The organism is Ralstonia sp. 25C, assembly GCF_051904805.1.
Classification (GTDB): domain Bacteria; phylum Pseudomonadota; class Gammaproteobacteria; order Burkholderiales; family Burkholderiaceae; genus Ralstonia.
Window position 1 is genome coordinate 198753 of sequence record NZ_CP196738.1, and the last position, 19836, is coordinate 218588.

A 19836-nucleotide genomic window follows, 5' to 3' on the forward strand; every position below is an offset into this window, starting at 1 on the left:
CCCGACCCGGCTCGGGCTCAGTGCTTGGTTTTGCTGCCCGTTGCGGGCCGGCCGAACTCAGCGCGCAGGCTGTCCTTGGCACGCTCCAGAATCCGCCGCCGCCCGGCGCTCAGGTTGTGTCCCGCACGATTGATATAGAACGTCAGCATCGACATGGCCGACTGGAATGCGGTGCCCTTGCGTCGCTTGCTGTGCTCGGCTGAAGCCTTGAGCGAGGCGGCAATCCGCGCCGGGCTGCGTGATTTGAAGATGTCGGGTTCCAGATCCAGCGCATCGCTCGTTTCCATCACATGGTGCGACCAGCGGTGCTGCGTGCCGTGGCTGGGCTTGGCGCCGGATTTCGACTTGGCATGGGATGCCGCCATGATGAAATCTCCTGTAATGATGTCTTCATCGTTCTGCAAACCACGTACCCGCGCGGGCCTGTGCGCAAGGCCGAGTTCCGTTACGATGACGGGCGTTTCGCTTCTCTTTTCCGCCCCCTTCCTTTACCGCCGGCTTCCGGCGTGCATCCAACGTGTCTGGCGACGCTGGTCTGTCCTCTACCTCTTCCGCACCGACGCAAACGCTGTCGGACGCCCCCTTCTCCCACCCCGCATTCCGGCTGTTCTGGTTCGCCAGGCTATCCACCACCTTCGCCTATCAGATGTTTGGCGTGGCGGTTGGCTGGCAGATCTACGACCTCACGCGCAGCGCCTACGTGCTCGGCCTGGTGGGGCTGGTGCAGTTCCTGCCCTCGGTGGTGCTGGTGCTGGCCTCGGGGCACATTGCCGACCGCTACGACCGGCGCCGTGTGGTGCGCGCCTGTCAGGCCGTCGAGGCACTGGTGGCGCTGGCACTGTCCGCCGCTGCGCTCACGGGCCATGCCAGCGTGCAGGCCATCTTCCTGTGCGTAGTGGTGATCGGCGCCATGCGGGCCTTCGAAACGCCGACGCTGCAGGCGCTGCTGCCCTCGCTGGTGCCACCGCAGGTATTGCCGCGCGCCGTGGCACTGTCCAGTTCGGCAACGCAGACGGGCATCATCCTCGGCCCGGCGATAGGCGGTTTCCTGTATGTGGCCGGCGCGCCCGTGGTGTACGCCACGGCAGCGGCCCTGTTCCTGTTGGCGCATGTGCTGCTGGCGCTGGTGCGCATGGAACGCGCAGTGCCCGTCAGTACGCCGGTGAGCCTGGAATCGCTGTTCGCGGGCATCGTGTTCATCCGCAGTCGGCCGGTGGTGCTGGGCGCCATCTCGCTCGATCTGTTTGCCGTGCTGCTGGGTGGGGCAACGGCGCTGCTGCCGATCTATGCGCGCGACATTCTTGGCACGGGGGCATGGGGGCTGGGCCTGCTGCGTTCTGCGCCGGCAGTGGGGGCGCTGGCCATGGCGCTCTTCCTGGCACACCGTCCGCTGGATCGGCACGTGGGCCGGGTGATGTTTGCAGCCGTGGCCGTATTTGGCGTGGCGACGCTGGTGTTCGGCCTGTCGCGGTGGCTGCCGCTGTCGATGCTGGCGCTGGTGGTGCTGGGCGCATCCGACATGATCAGCGTGGTGATCCGCACCTCGCTGGTGCAGCTCGATACGCCGGACACCATGCGGGGGCGCGTGAGCGCGGTCAATTCGGTGTTCGTGGGGGCGTCCAACCAGTTGGGCGAATTCGAATCGGGGATGGTGGCCGGGCTGCTGGGGCCGGTGGCCTCGGTGGTGGTGGGCGCCCTTGGCACGCTGCTGGTGGTCGCCATCTGGATGCGGCTGTTTCCCGATCTGACCCATCGCAATCGCCTGCGCGACACGCACCCCGAACACCCCACGTCAGAGGGGTAAGCTCGCCTCCCCGCGCGGCTACTGGCCTGGGCAAGCGCTGGGCATGGAATGAGTCACCCTCTGGCAAGCATGTCAGCGAAACCCCGATGGCATCGGCACGGGGCAGTTCGTATGCTGATGCACCTTTGGCCGCCTCGCTCCGCCGCTCCCAAGATTGCGCCCGATCGTGAAGTCCATCCCGCCGTCTGCGTCCCGCCCCATGCGCCCGGCATCTGACCCCGGCCCCTTCAGCGGTGCGGGGCTGGATGTCGCGCCGGCCATTCGCCCATCGGCGTGGCTGGTGGCGATTGGCGCCGCTGTCGTCGGCACATTTGCCCGGTTGATGCTGGAGTCGGCCGTGGGCCTACGCCTGCCGTTCTACCTTGCATTTCCGGTGGTGACGATTGCCGCGTGGTATGGCGGATTCTGGCCGGGCATCGTGGCCATCGTTTGCTATGCGGCGCTGTTTATCGGCCTGTCGGCTGTGCAGACATCGTCGATCGGACTGCCGCTTACCCCCGTGCAGATGACGGTGTTTGCCGTGGGCGCCCTGCTGATCTGCGTGTTGTGCGAGCAGTTGCGCCGCGCACGTGCCGGGGCAGAACGCCGTGCGCTGGCAGAGACGCAGCAGCGCCTGTCGCAGCAGCGTCTGCTGGCGGCGCTGCAGGCCTCGCCCATCTCGCTGTACGACGTCGACAACACGATGCACTTCACCTGGGTGCACAACCCCGTGTTCGGCATGCAGCCGGAAGACCTGATGGGCCGCACCGTGCGCGAGGTGTTCGGGCGCCGCGCGGCATCGCAGCTGACCGATGCGGGCCAGCGCGTCATTGCCACGGGCACGCCCACGCGGGTGGAATTCGCGTTCCGCCGCCGGCACACGCAGCGCGTGGTCTACGACGTGGTGGTCATGCCCTTACGGGACGACACCGGCGAGATCATCGGACTCACCAACGCCGCCATCGACATCAGCGAACGCCGCCAGGCCGAAGCGCACCGCGCGCTGCTGCTCGAAGCCGAACAGCGCGCACGGGAAGAAGCCGAGCGCGCCAGCCGCCTGAAAGACGACTTCCTCGCCACCGTCAGCCATGAACTGCGCACGCCGCTCAATGCAGTGCTGGGGTGGGCGCAGCTGCTGAACATGCGCCCATATGAAGAGACCCTGTTCAAGCGCGGCATTGAAGCCATCGAGCGCAGTGCCCGCACACAGGTGCACCTGATCGACGATCTGCTCGACATGTCGGCCATTCTGTCGGGCAAGGTGCCGCTCGAAATCGCCCCGGTCAACCTGGCCGACGTGCTGGAGCGCGCGCGCGAAACCATCGAGCCGATGGCGCGCCAGAAGCAGATCACCATCGACACCGAATTCTTGCCCGTGCCCATGCTGCAAGGGGATGCCGGGCGCCTGAAGCAGGTGTTCTGGAACCTGCTGGCCAACGCCGTCAAGTTCACGCCCGACGGCGGGCATATCCGGCTATCGGTGCACCCGGCGCCCGAAGGTGTGGTCGCCACGGTGCGCGATACCGGCATCGGCATCGAACCGGCCTTCCTGCCGCACATCTTCGACCGATTCCAGCAGGCGGACTTGTCCAGCACGCGGCGCCACGGCGGTCTGGGCCTGGGATTGGCGATTGCCAAGCAACTGGTGGAGCTGCATCGCGGGCGCATCACCGCGGCCAGCAGCGGCGCGAACCTGGGGACCACCATGGCGGTTTCATTGCCGTTGCATGCTGCGCAAGCCGACGATCAAGCCGGCCAGATGCCAGGGCTGGTCACGGGTACGGGCATGCCCGCGCTGGACGGGCTGCGCGTGCTGGCGGTGGATGACAACCCCGAATCGCTCGGTGTGATTGCGCTGATGCTGGAGCGCTATGGCGCCGAGGTAGTCACCGTGTCCAGCGGCGCCGCGGCACTTGATGCGCTCTCGGACACCGGCCACGCATTCGATGCGCTGGTCAGCGACCTGGCGATGCCGGGCATGGACGGCATGCAGCTTGTGCGTGCAGTGCGCGCGCGCGGCATGGCCGATTTGCCCGCCATTGCCGTCACCGCATTTGCCGACCCGATCCGCCTGAAGGCGGCAAAGGAAGCCGGCTACCAATCCGTCATCACCAAACCGATCTTCCCCGGCGAGCTGGGCCACGTGCTGGCTGCCAATGTGCATCGCAAGACGGGGCCCGAAACGTTGGCGTGAGCGGTGCGCAATCATGCCTTGACGGAATGGTTGACCCAACAAAAGTCATTGGTGCGGGTGCGCGTGCATCCGCATACTCATCAACCTGTGCCGATCGGTGGGCATCTCTCCCCTAGCAGTTCGCAGCACCCGGCTCTACCGATCGGCCAGCTTGCCCTTCCCATCAGTCGCGCTCGCGGCTGTCTGCTGTATCCATAAGAACGCTCGAATCCTTGCTGCCCCGCCCTGGGTTGCATAGGCATTCCGGGCTCAGAGAGGAGACTGCATCGCCATGCCCATCCGTTCGCTTCCCGCACTGCTGTCAGTCGTTGCGCTCGGCATTGGCGCCCAGGCCCTTGCCAAAGACGCGCCACACGCTCGAGCCGCAGCCACGCAGACCATCACCGTCCCCGGCCTCTCCAAGCCCGCCGACATCCTGATCGACCGCTGGGGCGTGCCGCACATCTACGCCAAGAGCGAAGACGACGGCTTCTTCGCGCAAGGCTTCAATGCCGCTCGCGACCGCCTGTTCCAGATCGACCTGTGGCGCCGCCGCGGCCTGGGGCAGCTCTCGGAAGTGTTCGGCCCCGCCTATGTGGAACAGGATCGCGCCACGCGGCTGTTCCTCTATCGCGGTGACATGCAGGTCGAATGGAAGCACTACAGCCCCGATGCACAGCGCATTGCCACGCGCTTCGTCGCTGGTATCAATGCCTACGTCGATTGGTTGTCCAAGCACCCGGAGCAGATGCCGTTCGAGTTCCGCAAGCTGAACTACACGCCTGCGCACTGGGCACCGGAAGATGTGGTGCGCATCCGCAGTCATGGCCTGACGCGCAACCTGCAATCCGAAGTCGCGCGCGCCAACGTAGCCTGCAAGGCCAACCTGGCGGACGACACCATCCGCTTCGGCCTGCAGCCCGACTGGCAAACGCAGTTGCCGGAGGGTCTGGACCCGTGCCTGCCGAAAGATCTGCTCAAAGTCTTCACGCTCGCCACGCAAGGCGTGCGCCTCACGCAGGACTCGCTCAAGGGCGTGGACGTCGATAGCACGCGCGTGGCCGCTGCCACCAACCTCGAAGAGACGATGGAGGGCAGCAACAACTGGGTGATCGCGCCCGGCAAATCCGCCACCGGCCGCGCCGTCATGGCCAACGACCCGCATCGCGCGTATTCCGCACCGAGCCTGCGCTACATCGCCCACGTCAGCACGCCCACGCTCGACATCATCGGCGCGGGCGAGCCGTCCTTGCCGGCCGTATCGATCGGGCATAACGGCCGCGTCGCCTTCGGCCTGACCATCTTCAACATCGATCAGGAAGACCTCTACGTCTACGAGCTGAACCCCGCCAACAACAGCGAATACCGCTACAAGGACGGCTGGGAGCCCTTCACCGTGCTGCATGAAACCGTGAAGGTGCGCGGTAGTGAAACCCGCCCCCTCGACCTGACCTTCACGCGCCACGGCCCCGTCATCTACATCGACGCGGAAAAGCATCGCGCCTATGCCGTGCGCTCGGCGTGGCTGTCGCCGGGCATGTCGCCGTATTTCGGCTCGGTCGGCTATATGCGCGCGCGCACGTTCGCGCAATTCAAGCAATCGATGATGAACTGGGGCGCCCCCACCGAAAACCAGGTCTATGCCGACACGCAAGGCAACATCGGCTGGGTGCCGGGCGGCCTCGCCCCCATCCGCCCGAACTGGGACGGCCTGCTGCCCGTACCCGGCGATGGCCGCTACGAATGGGCTGGGTTCTGGCGTGGAGACCAACTGCCCAGCACGTACAACCCGAAGTCCGGCTACTTCACCTCGTCCAACGAGATGAACCTGCCGGCCGACTACCCCTACCGCGAGCGCAAGCTCGGCTTCGAGTGGACCAACGGCTCGCGCCACGCACGCATTGACGAAGTGCTGGCCAAACTCGACAAGGTATCGATCGAAGATTCCATGCGCTTGCAGAACGACATGGTGTCGATTCCGGCACGGCGGCTGACGGCGCTGCTTGGTCCCCTGTCGTCCAACGATACCGACACACAAGCCGCGCTCAACCTCTTCAAGGGCTGGAACGCGACCATGCTGGCCGATTCTCCGCAGGCCGCGCTGCATGAGGTCTGGTTCACGCACCACCTGGGCCGTGCGTTCAAGCACGCCGTGCTCTCCAAGGCGAGCGCCGATGCGGTGGGCACGCCGGATACCGCCGTCATGCTCGATACGCTCGAACACCCGCAAGGCAGCGAACGCAAATTCGGCGAAGACCCACAACAAGCCGCCGCCAAACGCGATGCCGTCCTGCTCGACAGCCTGAAATATGCGTGGACCGACATGGTCAGGCGCCAGGGGCCCAACCCGCAGGCCTGGAACTGGGGCCAACTGCATCACAACCTCAACGCCCACCCGTTCGCCGCCATCGTCGACGAGGCCACGCGCGCCAAGCTCAATGTCGGTCCGACACCCGAAGGTGGCAGCGCCTACACGCCCAACCAATCGACGTACCGCGTAACCGACTTCCAGCAGACCAACGGCCCATCGTTCCGCACCGTGGTGGACGTCGGCAACTGGGACAACTCCCGCGCCGTCAACCTGCCAGGCCAGTCCGGCAACCCCGACAGCCCGCACTACCGCGACCTCGCGCCACTGTGGCTCAAGGGCGAATACTTCCCGCTGCTGTATTCGCGCAAGGCAGTAGAGGCCGCCACGGAATCACGCGTGCATCTGGTGCCGGCCAAGTAACACGCAAACCCGCGCCAAAGAAAACGCCACCGCTATACAACGCGGTGGCGTTTTCTTCATGCCCAAGGCGGTTGAGGGCTGCCCAGCTACACGGTTACCATTTTGGTCTCTCTCACAGGCCGGTCCTCAATGACGCACCTCACAACCAGTCCAGAGTCTTTGCTCAAAGATATTCGCGCTCTGATCGAAGATGCGCGACGCCAGGTAGCGCGTACCGCAAATGTCGGCCTGACCCTCGCGTATTGGCGCATCGGCAAGCGCCTGCTGTCCGAGAACCTGACGGATGGCCGTGGTGAGTACGGACAGAAGATTCTTGCGACGCTGGCACAACAATTAGAACGGGAATTTGGGAGGGGCTTCAGCTACTCGGCATTGACGCGGATGGCTCGATTCGCCGAGCAGTTTCCGGATGAGAGGATTCTTGCGACGCTGTTGCAAGAATTGACCTGGAGCCACTTCACAGCGCTGCTGCCGTTGAAAGACCCACTTGCCCGTGAGTTCTACGCCGAAATGTGCCGAGTGGAGCGCTGGAGTGTACGTGCGCTGCGCCAGAAGATCGACGGTATGCTTTTCGAGCGGACGGCACTTTCCAAGAACAGCAATGAAGTCGTCCGCCAAGAGTTGGCGACCTTGCGCGACGGCCGCATGACGCCCGACCTCGTTTTCCGGGATCCGTACCTGCTCGATTTCCTAGGATTGTCTGGCGCTTACAGCGAGAAAGACTTGGAGACGGCGATTCTGCGCGAGATGGAGTCCGTCCTACTCGAAATGGGAAACGGGTTCTGCTTCGTGGCCAGACAGAAGCGCATGACGGTCGGGAAAGACGATTTTTACCTAGACCTTCTTTTCTACCATCGACACCTACGACGACTGGTTGCGGTAGAGCTCAAGCTGGAGTCCTTCCAGCCGGCGCACACCGGCCAGATGGAGCTGTATCTGCGCTGGCTGGACAAGCACGAGCGGGCGCCGGGCGAGGAGCCTCCGATCGGCCTCATTCTGTGCGCTGGCGCAGATGCCGAACAAGTCGAGCTACTCCAACTGGAAGGCAAGTCGATCCGGATCGCAGAGTATCTGGTGCAGTTGCCTCCTGCCGATATGCTGCGCGAACGCTTGCATCGCGCCATCGAACACGCACGCGAGCGTGCGGCGATGCCGGCAGACTTGCAAGAGAAGTAGTCGGCCAATGCCCTGTCACGCGACAGGGCGAGAAAAACATCGGCCTCGGTGGTACCGCTGCGCTTGAGCTGGTGTATTCCTAAGCTGCCGCTGGGGCCTGCGCAAGCGCAGCCCGCACCGTGTCGGCGCGCGGAATCGGCGCAACGGCACTGTAGCCCGTGGTGGAAATCGCAGCAGCCACATTGGCATACCGAGCCGCCTCAACCGGCGAATCCCCCGCCACAATCCGCGCCACGAACGACCCACCAAAGCAATCCCCCGCCCCCGTCGCATCAATCGCATTGACGGTATGACGCGGCACCAGCGTGCGCGACTCCGGCGTCGCCACATAGCACCCTTCCGCGCCCATCTTCAGCGCCACCAGCTTCACGCCCCAGCCCAGCAACGTATCGACAATGCCATCATGGTCATGGCAATCCAGCAGCACGGTCACGTCATCCCAACTTGGCAGGCAAAGATCACACGTGCGCATCGCCTCTTGCATGACTGCACGAGCACGCGCCAGCGGCCACAACCGCAACCGCAGGTTGGTATCAAACGACACCAACACACCTGCAGCCCGCGCATGCGCCATCGCTGCCAAACCCGTATCGCAAGCGCTGTCGCTGATCGCCAGGCTGATGCCCGACAGGTGAAACGCCTTGGCCGCCGCAATCGCCTGCAGCGGCAGTTGCGCGGTCTGGAAACGGCTGGCCGCCGAACCCGCGCGAAGGTAATCAAAATGATGGCCACGCGCATCGTGCGAGACGAAGTACAGGCCGGTCGGCGCCTGCGCGTCGGTATGCACGTAGGTGTGATCGACACCTTCTTCCTGCCACAGCGCCCGCAGCGCCTGGCCGAAGCGGTCCGCACCTAGCGCGCTGATGTAGCCGGCGCGCGCACCCTGCCGTGCCGCGGCAATGCAGAAGTTGGAGGTATCGCCGCCGAAGCCGAAATTCCACGACGTGCTGCCGGGATCCGCCTGGTTGAACTCGATCAGTGCTTCGCCATAAGCGAGGATGTCTGCCATGGGCGCCTCGCTCAGAAGTATGTCTGGACGACGTTGACGACGTTGTAGGCGTCGTCCACGACCGAGATCTGACGCCACTTGTCGAACGTCAGGCACGGGTGCGAGATGTCGAAGGCGATCATGTCGCCGACCTTGATGTCGTCGCCGGGGGCGATCTTCAGGTAGGCGTGCTGATCCATCATGCCGGTCACCTCCCAGTGCGCGGGCGTGGCGGATGGCGCTTTATCGCCCGGTCGGTAGCGCAGCACCGGCAGCGGCAAGCCTGCATCGAACGCGGCATCGCGCTTGCCCAGCGCAATGATGGCGCGCTCCGCTTCGGGCACCGACTGCACATAGGCCCACAGTTGCAGCGCAGGCAGCAGGCTCGAGCGCATCTTGTGGGCGATCGGGTTGTTGGCGTCGATGCGGGCCTGCGCGGCCTTGTAGATACCGACGTCGTGCGTGAGGTAGCAGCCGGGGCGCAGCACCACATCGAGCGGCTGGCCGATATTGGCCTTGGCGAATTCCTCGGCCACCACGTCGTACCAGGCCGAGCCAGCACCGGTGAGCACGGCCGGCGTGCGTTGCAGGCGGCCGGCCTTGGCCAGATCGCCGATGGTCTTGACGGCGCGCTGCAGGAACACGCGGATGTCGGCCTCTTCCTTGATCACGCCTTCATAGACTTCCACGCCGGCCAGCTTGACCGCGCCGTTGGCCCGCGTGAGCGCATCCAGCACGGATTGCAGTTGCGCGTCGTCACGCACACCGGTGCGGCCGCCCTGCACGCCCAGTTCGATCAGCACCTGGATCGGGTGACCTGCCTTGCCGAAAAAGGCAGCGAGTTGATCGACTTGATCCGCTGCATCCACCAGGCAGAAGAATTCGAACGACGGATCGGCCAGCAACTCGGCCAGGATGGCCATGTTGCGCTTGCCGACCAACTGGTTAGCCATCAGCACGCGGCGCACACCATGGGCATAGGCCACACGCGTCTGATGCGCCGTTGCCAGGGTGATGCCCCAGGCGCCGCCTGCCAGTTGGCGCTGGAACAGGCGCGGCGCCATCGTCGTCTTGCCGTGCGGCGCGAGCTTGGCGCCGTACTCGTTGACGAAGCGCTGCATCCAGGCCAGGTTGTGTTCAATGCGCGACTGATACAGCACCGCCGCCGGCAGGTTCAGATCCTCGTTCAAGACGTTCCAGCGCTGGGCAGCAATCTGCTCCGGCGCGCACGCGGCATCCAACGCCCCCAAGCCCTTGTCGAGCGGGTGAACAGTGGCGTTGGCGTCTCCTTGGTACTTTGTATCATTCATGGGAATCGACTCACGTTCCTTTGGGGGTAAACATCGGGTTGACACGATGATAGCGGCGAAATTATTCTGCCGGCCGACCTGTTACAAAGTACCAAAGACCGCCGTTAGCCACCATCCGGACAACTACCGGGGCCAGAATGCGCGAGTTGAATCCCGACCCCATGCGCGAACCGATCGACATCGTTACCCGCCTCTCCCAGCGTGCCGCTGAACTGCGCCCGGCTGAGCAAAAGGTCGCGCAGACGGTGCTGAGCGATATCGCCGAAGCCGCCGCCGGCAGCATCCAGACACTGGCCGAACGCGCCGGCGTGAGCGAAGCCAGCGTCACCCGATTCGCCAAGGCGATGGGCTGCCGCGACGTGCGCGAACTGAAGCTCAAGCTAGCGCAGGCAGCGGCGGTCGGCCAGCGCTTTCTCGATGGCGGCGCCGACCGACCGCCCTCCAGCGCCGACGGCATCCTGGCTGACATCTCCAACGTGCTGGAAGCCAATCGCGCGCTGGTGCGGCCCGAGGCCTTCCGCGCCGCCGCCCAAGCACTGGCCGTGGCCCGCATGATCGCCGTGTTCGGCATGGGCGGCGGCTCAACCACCATGGCCGACGAGATGCGCTACCGCCTCGCCCGCCTGGGACGGCCGGTCACCACCTATCATGATTCGATGCTGCAGCGGATGGTTGCGGCCACGCTCAGCCCGGACGACGTGGTGGTCGTGTTTTCCGTGACGGGCCACGTGCCGGAGGTGATCGACAGCGTGACCATCGCGCGCGAGTACGGCGCCAAGGTCATCGCCATCACGGCCATCGGTTCGCCGCTGGCTGCGCTGGCCGATGTTTTGCTGCCGATCCAGGCCATGGAAACCGATTTCATCTTCAAGCCGTCGTCATCGCGCTACGCCATGATGATGATGATCGACCTGCTGGCGACCGAGGTCGCGCTGCAGCAGGCCGATCGCAGCAAGGAGCTCTTACGGCGCATCAAGTACGTGCTCGATGCGCATCGCGGTGGCGGCAATCGCCAGCCGCTCGGAGATTGACATGCAGCAGTACGACACCGTCATCCGCCAGGTCCGCATCGTCGACGGCAGCGGCCACGAACCCGAGGCCACGCTGTTTGACGTCGCCGTCACCGATGGGCGCATCGCTGCCATCGCCACGTCGGATTCCACTGCGTGGCTCGGCGACGAGGAAATCGCCGGCGAGGGCCGCGTGCTCGCCCCCGGCTTCATCGACGTGCACACACACGACGACACCAACGTGATCCGCACGCCCGACATGCTGCCTAAGGTGTCGCAGGGCATCACCACGGTCATCGTCGGCAACTGCGGGATCAGCGCGTCGCCGGCCACACTCAAGGGCGATCCGCCGGACCCGATGAACCTGCTCGGCCCCGCCAGCGCGTTCGCCTATCCGACCTTTGCTTCTTACGTGGAAGCCGTGGAGCGTGCGCAACCGGCAGTCAACGTGGCCGCACTGATCGGCCACACCGCACTGCGCAACAACCACCTCGACCGCCTCGACCGCCCCGCCACCGCCAGCGAAGTGGAAGGCATGCGCACACAACTGCGCGAGGCGCTTGACCACGGTGCGCTGGGCCTATCCACCGGTCTGGCCTACGCCAACGCCTTCGCCTCCACCACCGAAGAGGTGATGGGCTTGGCCGAACCGCTGGCCGAGGCCGGCGCCATCTACACCACGCATCTACGCACGGAGTTTGCGGCCATCCTCGACGCGATGGACGAGGCCTACCGCGTCGGCAAGCACGCGCGCGTGCCCATCGTGATCTCGCACCTGAAGTGTGCGGGCGCCGCCAACTGGGGGCGTGCGGGCGAAGTGCTGGAGTCGATTGAAAGTGCACAGCGCTACCAGCCGGTCGGCTGCGACTGCTATCCCTACACCGCAAGTTCGTCCACGCTCGATTTGAAGCAGGTGACGGACGAGTTCGACATCTTCATCACGTGGTCGGAACCGGAGCCCGGCATGGCCGGGCAGACGCTCAAGGAAATTGCCGCCGCCTGGGGCACCGACCTGATGGACGCCGCGCGCCGCCTGCAACCGGCCGGCGCGGTGTACCACAACATGTCGCCGCAAGACCTAGACCGCATCATCACGCACCCCGCCACGGTGATCGGCTCCGACGGTCTGCCGAATGATCCGAAACCGCATCCGCGCCTCTGGGGCGCCTTTCCTCGCGTGCTTGGTTACTACAGCCGGGAACGCAAACTGCTATCGCTGGCGGCGGCCGTGCGCAAGATGACGGGCCAGTCCGCCGAGCGGTTCGGCCTGACCGAGCGCGGCCTGGTACGCGAAGGCTACTGGGCTGACCTCGTGCTGTTCGACCCGGAAACCGTGCGCGACGTCGCCACCTTTACCGACCCGCAGCAACCGGCGGCTGGCATTGCCGCGGTGTGGGTCAACGGCCATCTGTCGTATCAGGATGGCGCTGTACAGCCACATCGTGCCGGCCGGTTCCTGAAGCGCGGGCCGCGTGCGCAGGCAGCAGCAGCCACCGAAGTCCACTGAACCTAAGTTTTGTTTGCAAGTTTGAAAGAAGGAACGTAGCGATGACGATTACCCGAATTGGCGTTGAAGGCGGCACCGGCACCGGTGGCCAGCACCTCCCCTTTGCCCGTGCGGCCGGCGCGGATGGCTGGCTGTTCGTCTCGGGCCAGACGCCCATGGTGAACGGCGAGGTAGTCGGCAACGGCATCGTCGAGCAATCGCACCAGACCATCAAGAACCTGCTGGCCATCCTGGCCGAAGCCGGCTACGGCCCCGAGCACGTCGTGCGCTGTGGCGTGTGGCTGGATGATCCGCGCGATTTCCAGTCGTTCAACAAGGTGTTCAAGGAATACTTTGGCGCCAACCCGCCGGCCCGCGCGTGCGTGGTGTCGAGCATGGTGATCGACTGCAAGGTGGAAGTGGATTGCGTGGCCTACAAGAAGCCGTAGTCCGCATATCAAAAGGCACGCGCTGCACGACGGCGCGGCCACGACAACAAGAGCCGTGAACACACACTGAGGAGAAAACCCGATGGTCCCGATGCAAGGCAACTCGCTGTTGCTAACCGCCGCGCTGGCGGTGGTGGCGCTGATCTACCTGATCGCCGTCCAGAAACTGAACCCGTTTGTCACGCTGATCGTCGTCTCGCTCGCGCTGGGCGTGGTGGTCGGCATGCCGATGGGGAACATCGTCAAGGCGTTCGAAACCGGCGTGGGCAACACGCTCGGCCACATTGCGCTGGTGGTGGGCTTAGGGACCATGCTCGGCAAGATGATGGCGGAATCCGGCGGCGCCGAGCGCATCGCCAAGACGCTCATCCATGCCTTTGGCGAGAAAAACGCGCACTGGGCGATGATGGTGGTGGCCTTCATCATCGGCCTGCCGGTGTTCTTTGAAGTCGGCTTCGTGCTGCTGATCCCGATTGCCTTCAACGTGGCCAAGCGCACGGGCACACCGATCCTGATGGTGGGTCTGCCGATGGTGGCAGGCCTGTCGGTGGTGCACGGCCTGATCCCCCCGCACCCGGCCGCGCTGCTGGCCGTGACGGCGTACCAGGCAGACATCGGCAAGACCATCCTGTATGCGCTGATCGTCGGCCTGCCGACGGCCATCCTGGCCGGTCCGCTTTGGGCGATGCTCGTTTCGCGCTACGTCAAGCCGAATGAAAACAACCCGCTGGCCGCGCAATTTGTGGAAGCCGACCAGAAGCGCGAACTGCCGGGCTTCGGCATCACGCTGTTCACGATCCTGCTGCCGGTGGTGCTGATGCTGATCGGCAGCTGGGCGGATCTGTTCACCACGCCCAAGTCGCTGGCCAATGACATCCTCAAGCTGGCCGGCAACTCGGTCATGGCGCTGCTGATCGCTGCGCTGGTGAGCTTCTACACCTTCGGCAAGGCGCGTGGCTTCAATCGCGAGGCCATCCTCAAGTTCACCAACGAGTGCCTGGCACCGATCGCCACCATCACGCTGGTGGTGGGCGCGGGCGGCGGCTTTGGCCAGATCCTGCGTGACTCGGGCGTGTCGAAGGCCATCGTGGGTGTGGCCACCGATGCGCACCTGTCGCCGCTGCTGCTGGGTTGGGTGGTGGCCGTGATGATCCGTATCGCCACCGGTTCGGCCACCGTGGCCATGACCACCGCCTGCGGCATCGTCGCCCCCATCGCTGCGGCGTCGGGCGCTGCTGTCCGTCCGGAGCTGATGGTGCTGGCCACCGGCGCGGGTTCGCTGATCCTGTCGCACGTGAATGACGGCGGCTTCTGGCTGGTGAAGGAGTATTTCAACCTGACCGTGCCGGAGACCTTCAAGACGTGGACGGTGCTGGAAACCATCATCTCGGTCGTGGCGCTGCTGCTGACGCTGGCGCTGTCGACCGTCGTTTAAGCTGTTCTGTTGATGTGAAGTTGATCTAGGAGAACGTTGTGGGTATCGATTCCGTCGTCAAGGCCGGCCCGGTCATCCCGGTGCTGCAGTTTCAATCCGTCGATGAAGGCGTCAAGGTGTGCCGCGCGCTGTACGAGGGCGGTATCCGCACATTCGAGATCACGATGCGCACGCCGGTGGCGCTGGATGTGATCCGCGCCGTGGTTAAGGACCTGGGCAGCGATGCCATCGTCGGCGCCGGCACGCTCACTCGGCCGGAGCACTTCACGCAGGCGAAAGAGGCCGGTGCCGTGTTTGCCGTGTCGCCGGGCATCACGCCCGCGCTGGCCCTGGCACAGGCCGACGCGGGCCTCGACTGGCTGCCGGGCATCGCCACGCCTTCGGAGCTGATCACTGCGCTGGAATTCGGCTTGACAACGCTGAAGTTTTTCCCGGCGGAAGCCGCAGGCGGCATCCCGATGCTCAAGTCGATCTACGGCCCGTTCGGTGACGTGCGCTTCTGCCCCACGGGCGGCATCACGCCGCAGAGCGCGCCCGACTACCTCGCACTGCCCAACGTGGTGTGCGTGGGCGGCTCGTGGATGGTGCCCAAGGACAAGGTCGCTGCCGGCGACTGGGCTGGCATCACGGCGCTCGCCAAGGAAGCAGCCGCGCTCAAGCGGTAAGACACCTCGCCTTTCGCGCGGCCGGCTGACGCTCACGCAAAGCTGACCGCGCGTTCCATCTGCTCCCGATACTGGACGATGTCTTCAATGGTCAGCACCGGCAGGTTGTGCTGATCAGCAAAGCGCACCGCGTCATCACGGCGCGCCATGGTGCCGTCGGGCAGCATCAGTTCGCATAGCACCGCAGCCGGCGGCAAGCCCGCCAGACGCGCCAGGTTGACCGAGCCTTCGGTATGACCACGCCGCGTGAGCACTCCACCCTCCTTCGCCACCAGCGGGAACACGTGTCCGGGGCTGACGACCGATTGCGTATCCGCATCCGGCGCAATCGCCGCGCGGATCGTCGTGATGCGATCGGCCGCCGATACGCCGGTGCTCACGCCCGTGCGGGCTTCGATCGACACCGTGAACGCCGTACCGTACTGGCTGCGGTTGTCTTCCACCATCGGGCGCAGGCCGAGCGATGCGCTCTTCTCCGCCGTCAGGCACAGGCAGACGATGCCGCTGCATTCGCGAATCAGCATCGCCATGCTGGCTTGCGTGAGCTTGTCGGCAGCGACGATGAGATCAGCCTCGTTCTCGCGGTCCGCATCGTCGAGCACGACAACGGGCACGCCAAGCCGTACCGCATCGAGCGCGGCAGCCATGCGTTCGGGCATGTCGGCCGGATCAAAGCGGGCTTCGATGGCGTCGGAAATCGCATTACCGCTGGGCAATGCGGGCGGGTGAACGACTGGGGATTGCTGAGTGGACAACATGGAAACGCTCCTCGCGAGATTGGCGACAAGACGTTCCAGGGCAAGCAGACAAACGCACCCGCACAGCGGCACACCCAGCGCAAAGCTGAGCGCGCCCCGGTAGTGGGAGCGTGTTGTTCCGCACATCTTCTTCCATCCGGACTCTGACCGTCGGCCCCGGCATCTCACCGGATCTGCTGACCCCGATATGCAGGCGCATACCGGGCGCTCGCGGGCTCACGGGCGCAAACACGTTGCCCGCATACCGCCGGTGGGGAATTCCACCCCGCCCTGAAGACGTACTACACCGACAAAAGCGTCGGCAGGCGCCATGCTACCGCAACAAGTTGCAACGCATCGACCCTACTGGCGGGTCGGGCAAAGCTATCTTGCGATCACAACACGCCAGACATCCGAGTAAGGGAAAACCCGATTTTTGAACGATAGGCGAACGCGACAGTGCAATCAGCGCGCGCACCGGCGCAAGTTGCGCGATTCCCGGCCGTTAGACCTCCCAACTTGCATCGGGAGGGAGCCCCATGAAACTGTCCACCAAGTTGCTGGCGCTCGTCGCCGCAGCGTTGCTCGGTGTCGTCCTGCTGGCGGCAACGGCCTTGCAGACCCTGCGTAGCTCGCTGATCGAAAGCCGCCGCGAGCAGCTCGTCATTCTGCTGACCAAGGCCGAGCACCTGGTCAACGCCTATCGAGACGCGCAGGCGCGCGGCACGATGTCGCGGGAACAGGCGCAGCAGGCCGCAAAAGACACCCTGGCGCAATTGAATGCCAATACGAAGAGCTACTACTGGGTGACCACCGCCGACGGCATCAATCTCGTCCACCCGAACGCGAAATTCATCGGCACGAAGGCCCAGGGCAACCGAACGACGACCGGCGTGACCGACAGCGAGGCCTACCGCACCGGCATGGCGCAATCCCACTTCGCGCTGGTCGACGTGCTCGTCAAGCGCTCGCCCGATGCCGAGCCCGAACCCAAGCTGCAGGGCGTGGTGGCCATTCCGGAGTGGGACTGGTGGATCGGTACCGGCTTCTTTTACGACGACATCAACGCAACGTTCATGCGGCTGGTGACGGTGCTCGGTGTGATCGCGGTCGTTATCGCTGCCATCATCAGTGGGATTGCGTGGGCGGTGACACGCAGTGTCAAACGAACGCTGGGCGGTGAACCGGCCTACGCGACAAAGATCGCGCAGGAAATCGCACAAGGGAATCTGAGCGCGAGCTTCGATGCGTCGCACGCCGCGCCGGGCAGCCTGCTGGAGGCCCTTGCTGAAATGAAGGTGCGATTGGTTTCGATGGTGGCTGAGATCCAGTCGGCGAGCCAGTACGTTGCACTCGGATCGAGCGAGATCGCCAATGGCAATGTCGATCTATCGGCGCGCACAGAACAGCAAGCCGCATCGCTCGAAGAGACGGCATCGAGCATGACGCAGCTGACCGAAACCGTGAAACACAGCGCAGACAACGCACGGCATGCCAACGCGCTCGCACTGCGCGCCACCGAGATGGCCGACGCGGGCAACGATGCGATGCAGGGCATGGTCGGCACCATCGGAAAAATCAGCGGCAGTTCGACCAAGATTTCGGAGATCACGGGCGTGATCGAGAGCATCGCGTTCCAGACAAACATCCTGGCGCTGAACGCCGCGGTGGAAGCCGCGCGCGCTGGCGAGCAGGGCCGCGGCTTTGCCGTGGTGGCGAGCGAGGTCCGCAGCCTCGCGCAGCGCTCCGCCACGGCAGCGAAGGAAATCAAGGAGCTGATCGGCGCGTCGGTCACGATGATCCAGGATGGCGCCACGCAGGCCACGGCAGCCGGCACGACCATCGGCCAGGTGAAGGAGGCCATCCGGCAGGTGTCGAATATCGTCGGCGAAATCTCCGCCGCCTCGGAGGAACAAAGCCGTGGCATCGAACAGATCAACCAGGCCGTCGTGCAGATGGATGAGGTGACGCAGCAGAATGCGGCGCTGGTCGAGCAGGCAGCAGCCGCGGCCCAATCGCTTGAGGAACAGGCGACCAAGCTCAACGAGGTGGTGTCCGTCTTCCGGCTGAGCAACGCGGCGGGACGCTGATCAGCGCGCCGTGCGCAAGGCCTGGAGACCACCGCTAACGGTCCGCTAACCCGGCATCGACTAGAATCCAAGCCTTTCCGACCGTGCCGCTATCGCCGTCCCTGCATGGAATCCCGCATTGTTGCTTCCCGCCCTCGTTCGCCGTGGATGGCGTTGATCGTCGTTGCGCTCATCGCCGTATTCCTTGCGCTGTGGACGGACGACCTGTTCCAGCGCTCCACCCTGTTCCGCCCCGATGAAGGCCGCTATGCGGAGATCCCGCGCGAGATGGTGGTCTCGGGCGATTGGGTGACGCCGCGCCTGAACGATCTCAAGTATTTCGAGAAGCCGCCCCTGCAGTACTGGACGACGGCGGCCACCTTCCAGGCGTTTGGCGTGAATGCGTGGGGCGCGCGCCTGTGGCCGATCCTGTTCGGCCTGGGCGGCATTCTGATGACGGCGTGGACGCTAGCGGTGTACCGCGGTGGACGCGCCGCGGCAACGGGGGCGGCCATCCTGGCGTCGTCGCTGCTATACCTGCTGTTTGGGCAGGTGATCACGCTCGACATGGGCGTGGGCTTTTTCCTGACCGTGGGCGCGTGCGGCTTTGCGCTGGCCCAACGGCCAGGCGTATCACGCGGCGGGCAACTCGGGTGGATGCTGGTGGTGTGGCTGGCCTTGGCCGGCGCCACGCTCACCAAGGGGTTGATCGGGCTGGTGGTGCCGGGGCTGATCGGCGTGGCGTATCTGCTGATGACGCGCGACTGGGCGTTGATCCGCCGCATGCACTGGCTGCCGGGCCTGGCGCTGTATCTGATCGCCACGGTGCCGTGGTTCGTGATCGTGCAGCAGCGCAACCCGGAGTTTTTCAACTTCTTCTTCATCCACGAGCACTTTCAGCGCTTCCTCACCAATGAGCACCACCGCAGCGGCAAGTGGTGGTACTTCATTGCGGTGGGCGCGGCCGGGCTGCTGCCCTGGACGCCATTGCTGTTTGCGGCCATCGGCAGGCGCATTGGCCGCGCGGCGGATCTGTTTGTCGCCACGCGACAATTTGACCTAGTACGCTGGTCGATCGCCTGGGCGGGGATGATCTTCCTGTTCTTCTCCGCGTCCAGCTCCAAGCTGCCTGGCTATATCGTGCCGGCGTTTCCCGCATTTGCGATCGGGCTGGCGCTGGCGCTGGAGAAGATGCCCACGCGCGCCGTCGCCTGGGCGTTGGGCGTGAACCTGCTGATTGCGATCGGGCTGTGGTTTGCCGTCCCGATCATCGGCGCCAAGGCCGGGGCCAAAATGCCGCCCGAACAGGTCGCGCAGGCCATGCCCATGCTGCGCGACGTCATGGCCATGCTGGCCATCGGCACGCTGGCGGCCCTGCTGGCGTTGCGCTGGCAGCGACGCACACTCGCGGTGATCGTGCTCGCCCTGTCCGCCCTGTTCTGCTGGGACCGCATCCTCAACGGCAGCGAGATCTTCCGCGATGCGCTCTCCGCCCGCGACATCATCGAGAAAACGTTGGATGCGACCGGCCCGATTCCCGCCGAGACGCCGTTCTACTCGGTCGATTGGCTGGACCAGACGGCCATCTACTACCTGGGCCGCCCGATGACGCTGGTCGCCAGCTTTGACGAGCTGGAAATGGGCGCCGGCCTGGAGCCGAGCAAGGTGATCGCCACCACCGACGAATGGATCCAACGCTGGACCGACGGCCCGCCCGCCTACGCCTTCATGCGCCGTACGACATGGCAAAAGCTGCAGGCGGCTGGCGTGCCGATGCGGCTGGTGGCGGAATCCGCTGACAAAGTGGTGGTGGCGCGGCGATAA

Annotated in this window: 15 protein-coding genes and 1 riboswitch; of the genes, 11 read left to right on the forward strand and 4 right to left on the reverse strand. The window is 64.9% G+C overall.

The features are described 5' to 3' along the window. Positions 1–17 precede the first annotated feature (17 nt). Positions 18–365, reverse strand: a complete 348-nt coding sequence (locus tag ACS7SF_RS19390) for a DUF3175 domain-containing protein (RefSeq protein WP_439893773.1) — start codon at positions 363–365, stop codon at positions 18–20. A gap of 152 nt (positions 366–517) precedes the next feature. Between ACS7SF_RS19390 and ACS7SF_RS19395 the strand changes: the two genes are divergently transcribed. From ACS7SF_RS19395 to ACS7SF_RS19410, 4 genes are all read left to right on the forward strand, one after another. Then, positions 518–1804, forward strand: coding sequence for an MFS transporter (locus tag ACS7SF_RS19395; protein WP_439893774.1), 1287 nt, complete (start codon positions 518–520; stop codon positions 1802–1804). Between the two features lie 199 nt (positions 1805–2003). Next, a complete protein-coding gene (locus ACS7SF_RS19400) occupies positions 2004–3977 on the forward strand; it encodes an ATP-binding protein (RefSeq protein WP_439893775.1) in 1974 nt (657 codons plus the stop codon). A gap of 271 nt (positions 3978–4248) precedes the next feature. Beyond that, positions 4249–6687: a penicillin acylase family protein gene (locus tag ACS7SF_RS19405; RefSeq protein ID WP_439893776.1), complete on the forward strand. Its 2439-nt coding sequence runs from the start codon at positions 4249–4251 to the stop codon at positions 6685–6687. A 129-nt stretch (positions 6688–6816) separates the two neighbouring features. After that, the gene (locus ACS7SF_RS19410) at positions 6817–7863 is read left to right on the forward strand and encodes a PDDEXK nuclease domain-containing protein (RefSeq protein ID WP_439893777.1); all 1047 of its coding nucleotides are present in this window, start codon (positions 6817–6819) and stop codon (positions 7861–7863) included. A gap of 79 nt (positions 7864–7942) precedes the next feature. Here ACS7SF_RS19410 and ACS7SF_RS19415 read toward each other — a convergent pair whose 3' ends face one another. After that, entirely contained in the window at positions 7943–8872 is a 930-nt protein-coding gene (locus ACS7SF_RS19415) for a sugar kinase (protein ID WP_439893778.1), read from the reverse strand. A gap of 11 nt (positions 8873–8883) precedes the next feature. After that, positions 8884–10161: an amino acid deaminase gene (locus tag ACS7SF_RS19420; protein ID WP_439893779.1), complete on the reverse strand. Its 1278-nt coding sequence runs from the start codon at positions 10159–10161 to the stop codon at positions 8884–8886. Between the two features lie 161 nt (positions 10162–10322). Here ACS7SF_RS19420 and ACS7SF_RS19425 point away from each other — a divergent pair, with 161 nt between their 5' ends. The 5 genes from ACS7SF_RS19425 (at position 10323) to ACS7SF_RS19445 (ending at position 15206) form a co-directional block, all read left to right on the forward strand. After that, entirely contained in the window at positions 10323–11192 is an 870-nt protein-coding gene (locus ACS7SF_RS19425) for a MurR/RpiR family transcriptional regulator (RefSeq protein WP_439893780.1), read from the forward strand. Position 11193: 1 nt separating this feature from the next. Beyond that, on the forward strand, positions 11194–12678 hold the full coding sequence (locus ACS7SF_RS19430; protein ID WP_439893781.1) for a D-aminoacylase: 1485 nt from the start codon (positions 11194–11196) through the stop codon (positions 12676–12678). Between the two features lie 41 nt (positions 12679–12719). Continuing rightward, the gene (locus tag ACS7SF_RS19435) at positions 12720–13106 is read left to right on the forward strand and encodes a RidA family protein (protein WP_065854532.1); all 387 of its coding nucleotides are present in this window, start codon (positions 12720–12722) and stop codon (positions 13104–13106) included. Between the two features lie 82 nt (positions 13107–13188). Then, complete coding sequence (locus ACS7SF_RS19440) at positions 13189–14541, forward strand: GntP family permease (protein WP_439893782.1); 1353 nt, start codon at positions 13189–13191, stop codon at positions 14539–14541. A 38-nt stretch (positions 14542–14579) separates the two neighbouring features. Further along, positions 14580–15206, forward strand: coding sequence for a bifunctional 4-hydroxy-2-oxoglutarate aldolase/2-dehydro-3-deoxy-phosphogluconate aldolase (locus tag ACS7SF_RS19445; protein WP_439893783.1), 627 nt, complete (start codon positions 14580–14582; stop codon positions 15204–15206). A 32-nt stretch (positions 15207–15238) separates the two neighbouring features. Here the strand turns inward: ACS7SF_RS19445 and ribB are convergent, their stop codons facing one another. Then, a complete protein-coding gene (gene ribB, locus ACS7SF_RS19450; protein WP_439893784.1) occupies positions 15239–15964 on the reverse strand; it encodes a 3,4-dihydroxy-2-butanone-4-phosphate synthase in 726 nt (241 codons plus the stop codon). 120 nt (positions 15965–16084) lie between these two features. Then, a riboswitch (FMN riboswitch) is annotated at positions 16085–16246 on the reverse strand. Between the two features lie 236 nt (positions 16247–16482). On the opposite strand from ribB, the gene ACS7SF_RS19455 reads away from it, so the two are divergent. After that, on the forward strand, positions 16483–18033 hold the full coding sequence (locus ACS7SF_RS19455; protein ID WP_439893785.1) for a methyl-accepting chemotaxis protein: 1551 nt from the start codon (positions 16483–16485) through the stop codon (positions 18031–18033). A gap of 147 nt (positions 18034–18180) precedes the next feature. Continuing rightward, positions 18181–19836 carry a phospholipid carrier-dependent glycosyltransferase gene (locus ACS7SF_RS19460; RefSeq protein ID WP_439894430.1) on the forward strand — a complete coding sequence of 552 codons (1656 nt, stop codon included), beginning with the start codon at positions 18181–18183 and terminating at the stop codon, positions 19834–19836.

Coding starts and splice junctions, on each gene's coding strand:
- ACS7SF_RS19455 (WP_439893785.1), top strand. CDS start 16,483: ATGAAACTGTCCACCAAGTTGCTGGCGCTCGTCGCCGCAGCGTTGCTC.
- ACS7SF_RS19460 (WP_439894430.1), top strand. CDS start 18,181: ATGGCGTTGATCGTCGTTGCGCTCATCGCCGTATTCCTTGCGCTGTGG.
- ACS7SF_RS19435 (WP_065854532.1), top strand. CDS start 12,720: ATGACGATTACCCGAATTGGCGTTGAAGGCGGCACCGGCACCGGTGGC.
- ACS7SF_RS19405 (WP_439893776.1), top strand. CDS start 4,249: ATGCCCATCCGTTCGCTTCCCGCACTGCTGTCAGTCGTTGCGCTCGGC.
- ACS7SF_RS19415 (WP_439893778.1), bottom strand. CDS start 8,872: ATGGCAGACATCCTCGCTTATGGCGAAGCACTGATCGAGTTCAACCAG.
- ACS7SF_RS19440 (WP_439893782.1), top strand. CDS start 13,189: ATGGTCCCGATGCAAGGCAACTCGCTGTTGCTAACCGCCGCGCTGGCG.
- ACS7SF_RS19430 (WP_439893781.1), top strand. CDS start 11,194: ATGCAGCAGTACGACACCGTCATCCGCCAGGTCCGCATCGTCGACGGC.
- ACS7SF_RS19400 (WP_439893775.1), top strand. CDS start 2,004: ATGCGCCCGGCATCTGACCCCGGCCCCTTCAGCGGTGCGGGGCTGGAT.
- ACS7SF_RS19410 (WP_439893777.1), top strand. CDS start 6,817: ATGACGCACCTCACAACCAGTCCAGAGTCTTTGCTCAAAGATATTCGC.
- ACS7SF_RS19420 (WP_439893779.1), bottom strand. CDS start 10,161: ATGAATGATACAAAGTACCAAGGAGACGCCAACGCCACTGTTCACCCG.
- ribB (WP_439893784.1), bottom strand. CDS start 15,964: ATGTTGTCCACTCAGCAATCCCCAGTCGTTCACCCGCCCGCATTGCCC.
- ACS7SF_RS19390 (WP_439893773.1), bottom strand. CDS start 365: ATGGCGGCATCCCATGCCAAGTCGAAATCCGGCGCCAAGCCCAGCCAC.
- ACS7SF_RS19425 (WP_439893780.1), top strand. CDS start 10,323: ATGCGCGAACCGATCGACATCGTTACCCGCCTCTCCCAGCGTGCCGCT.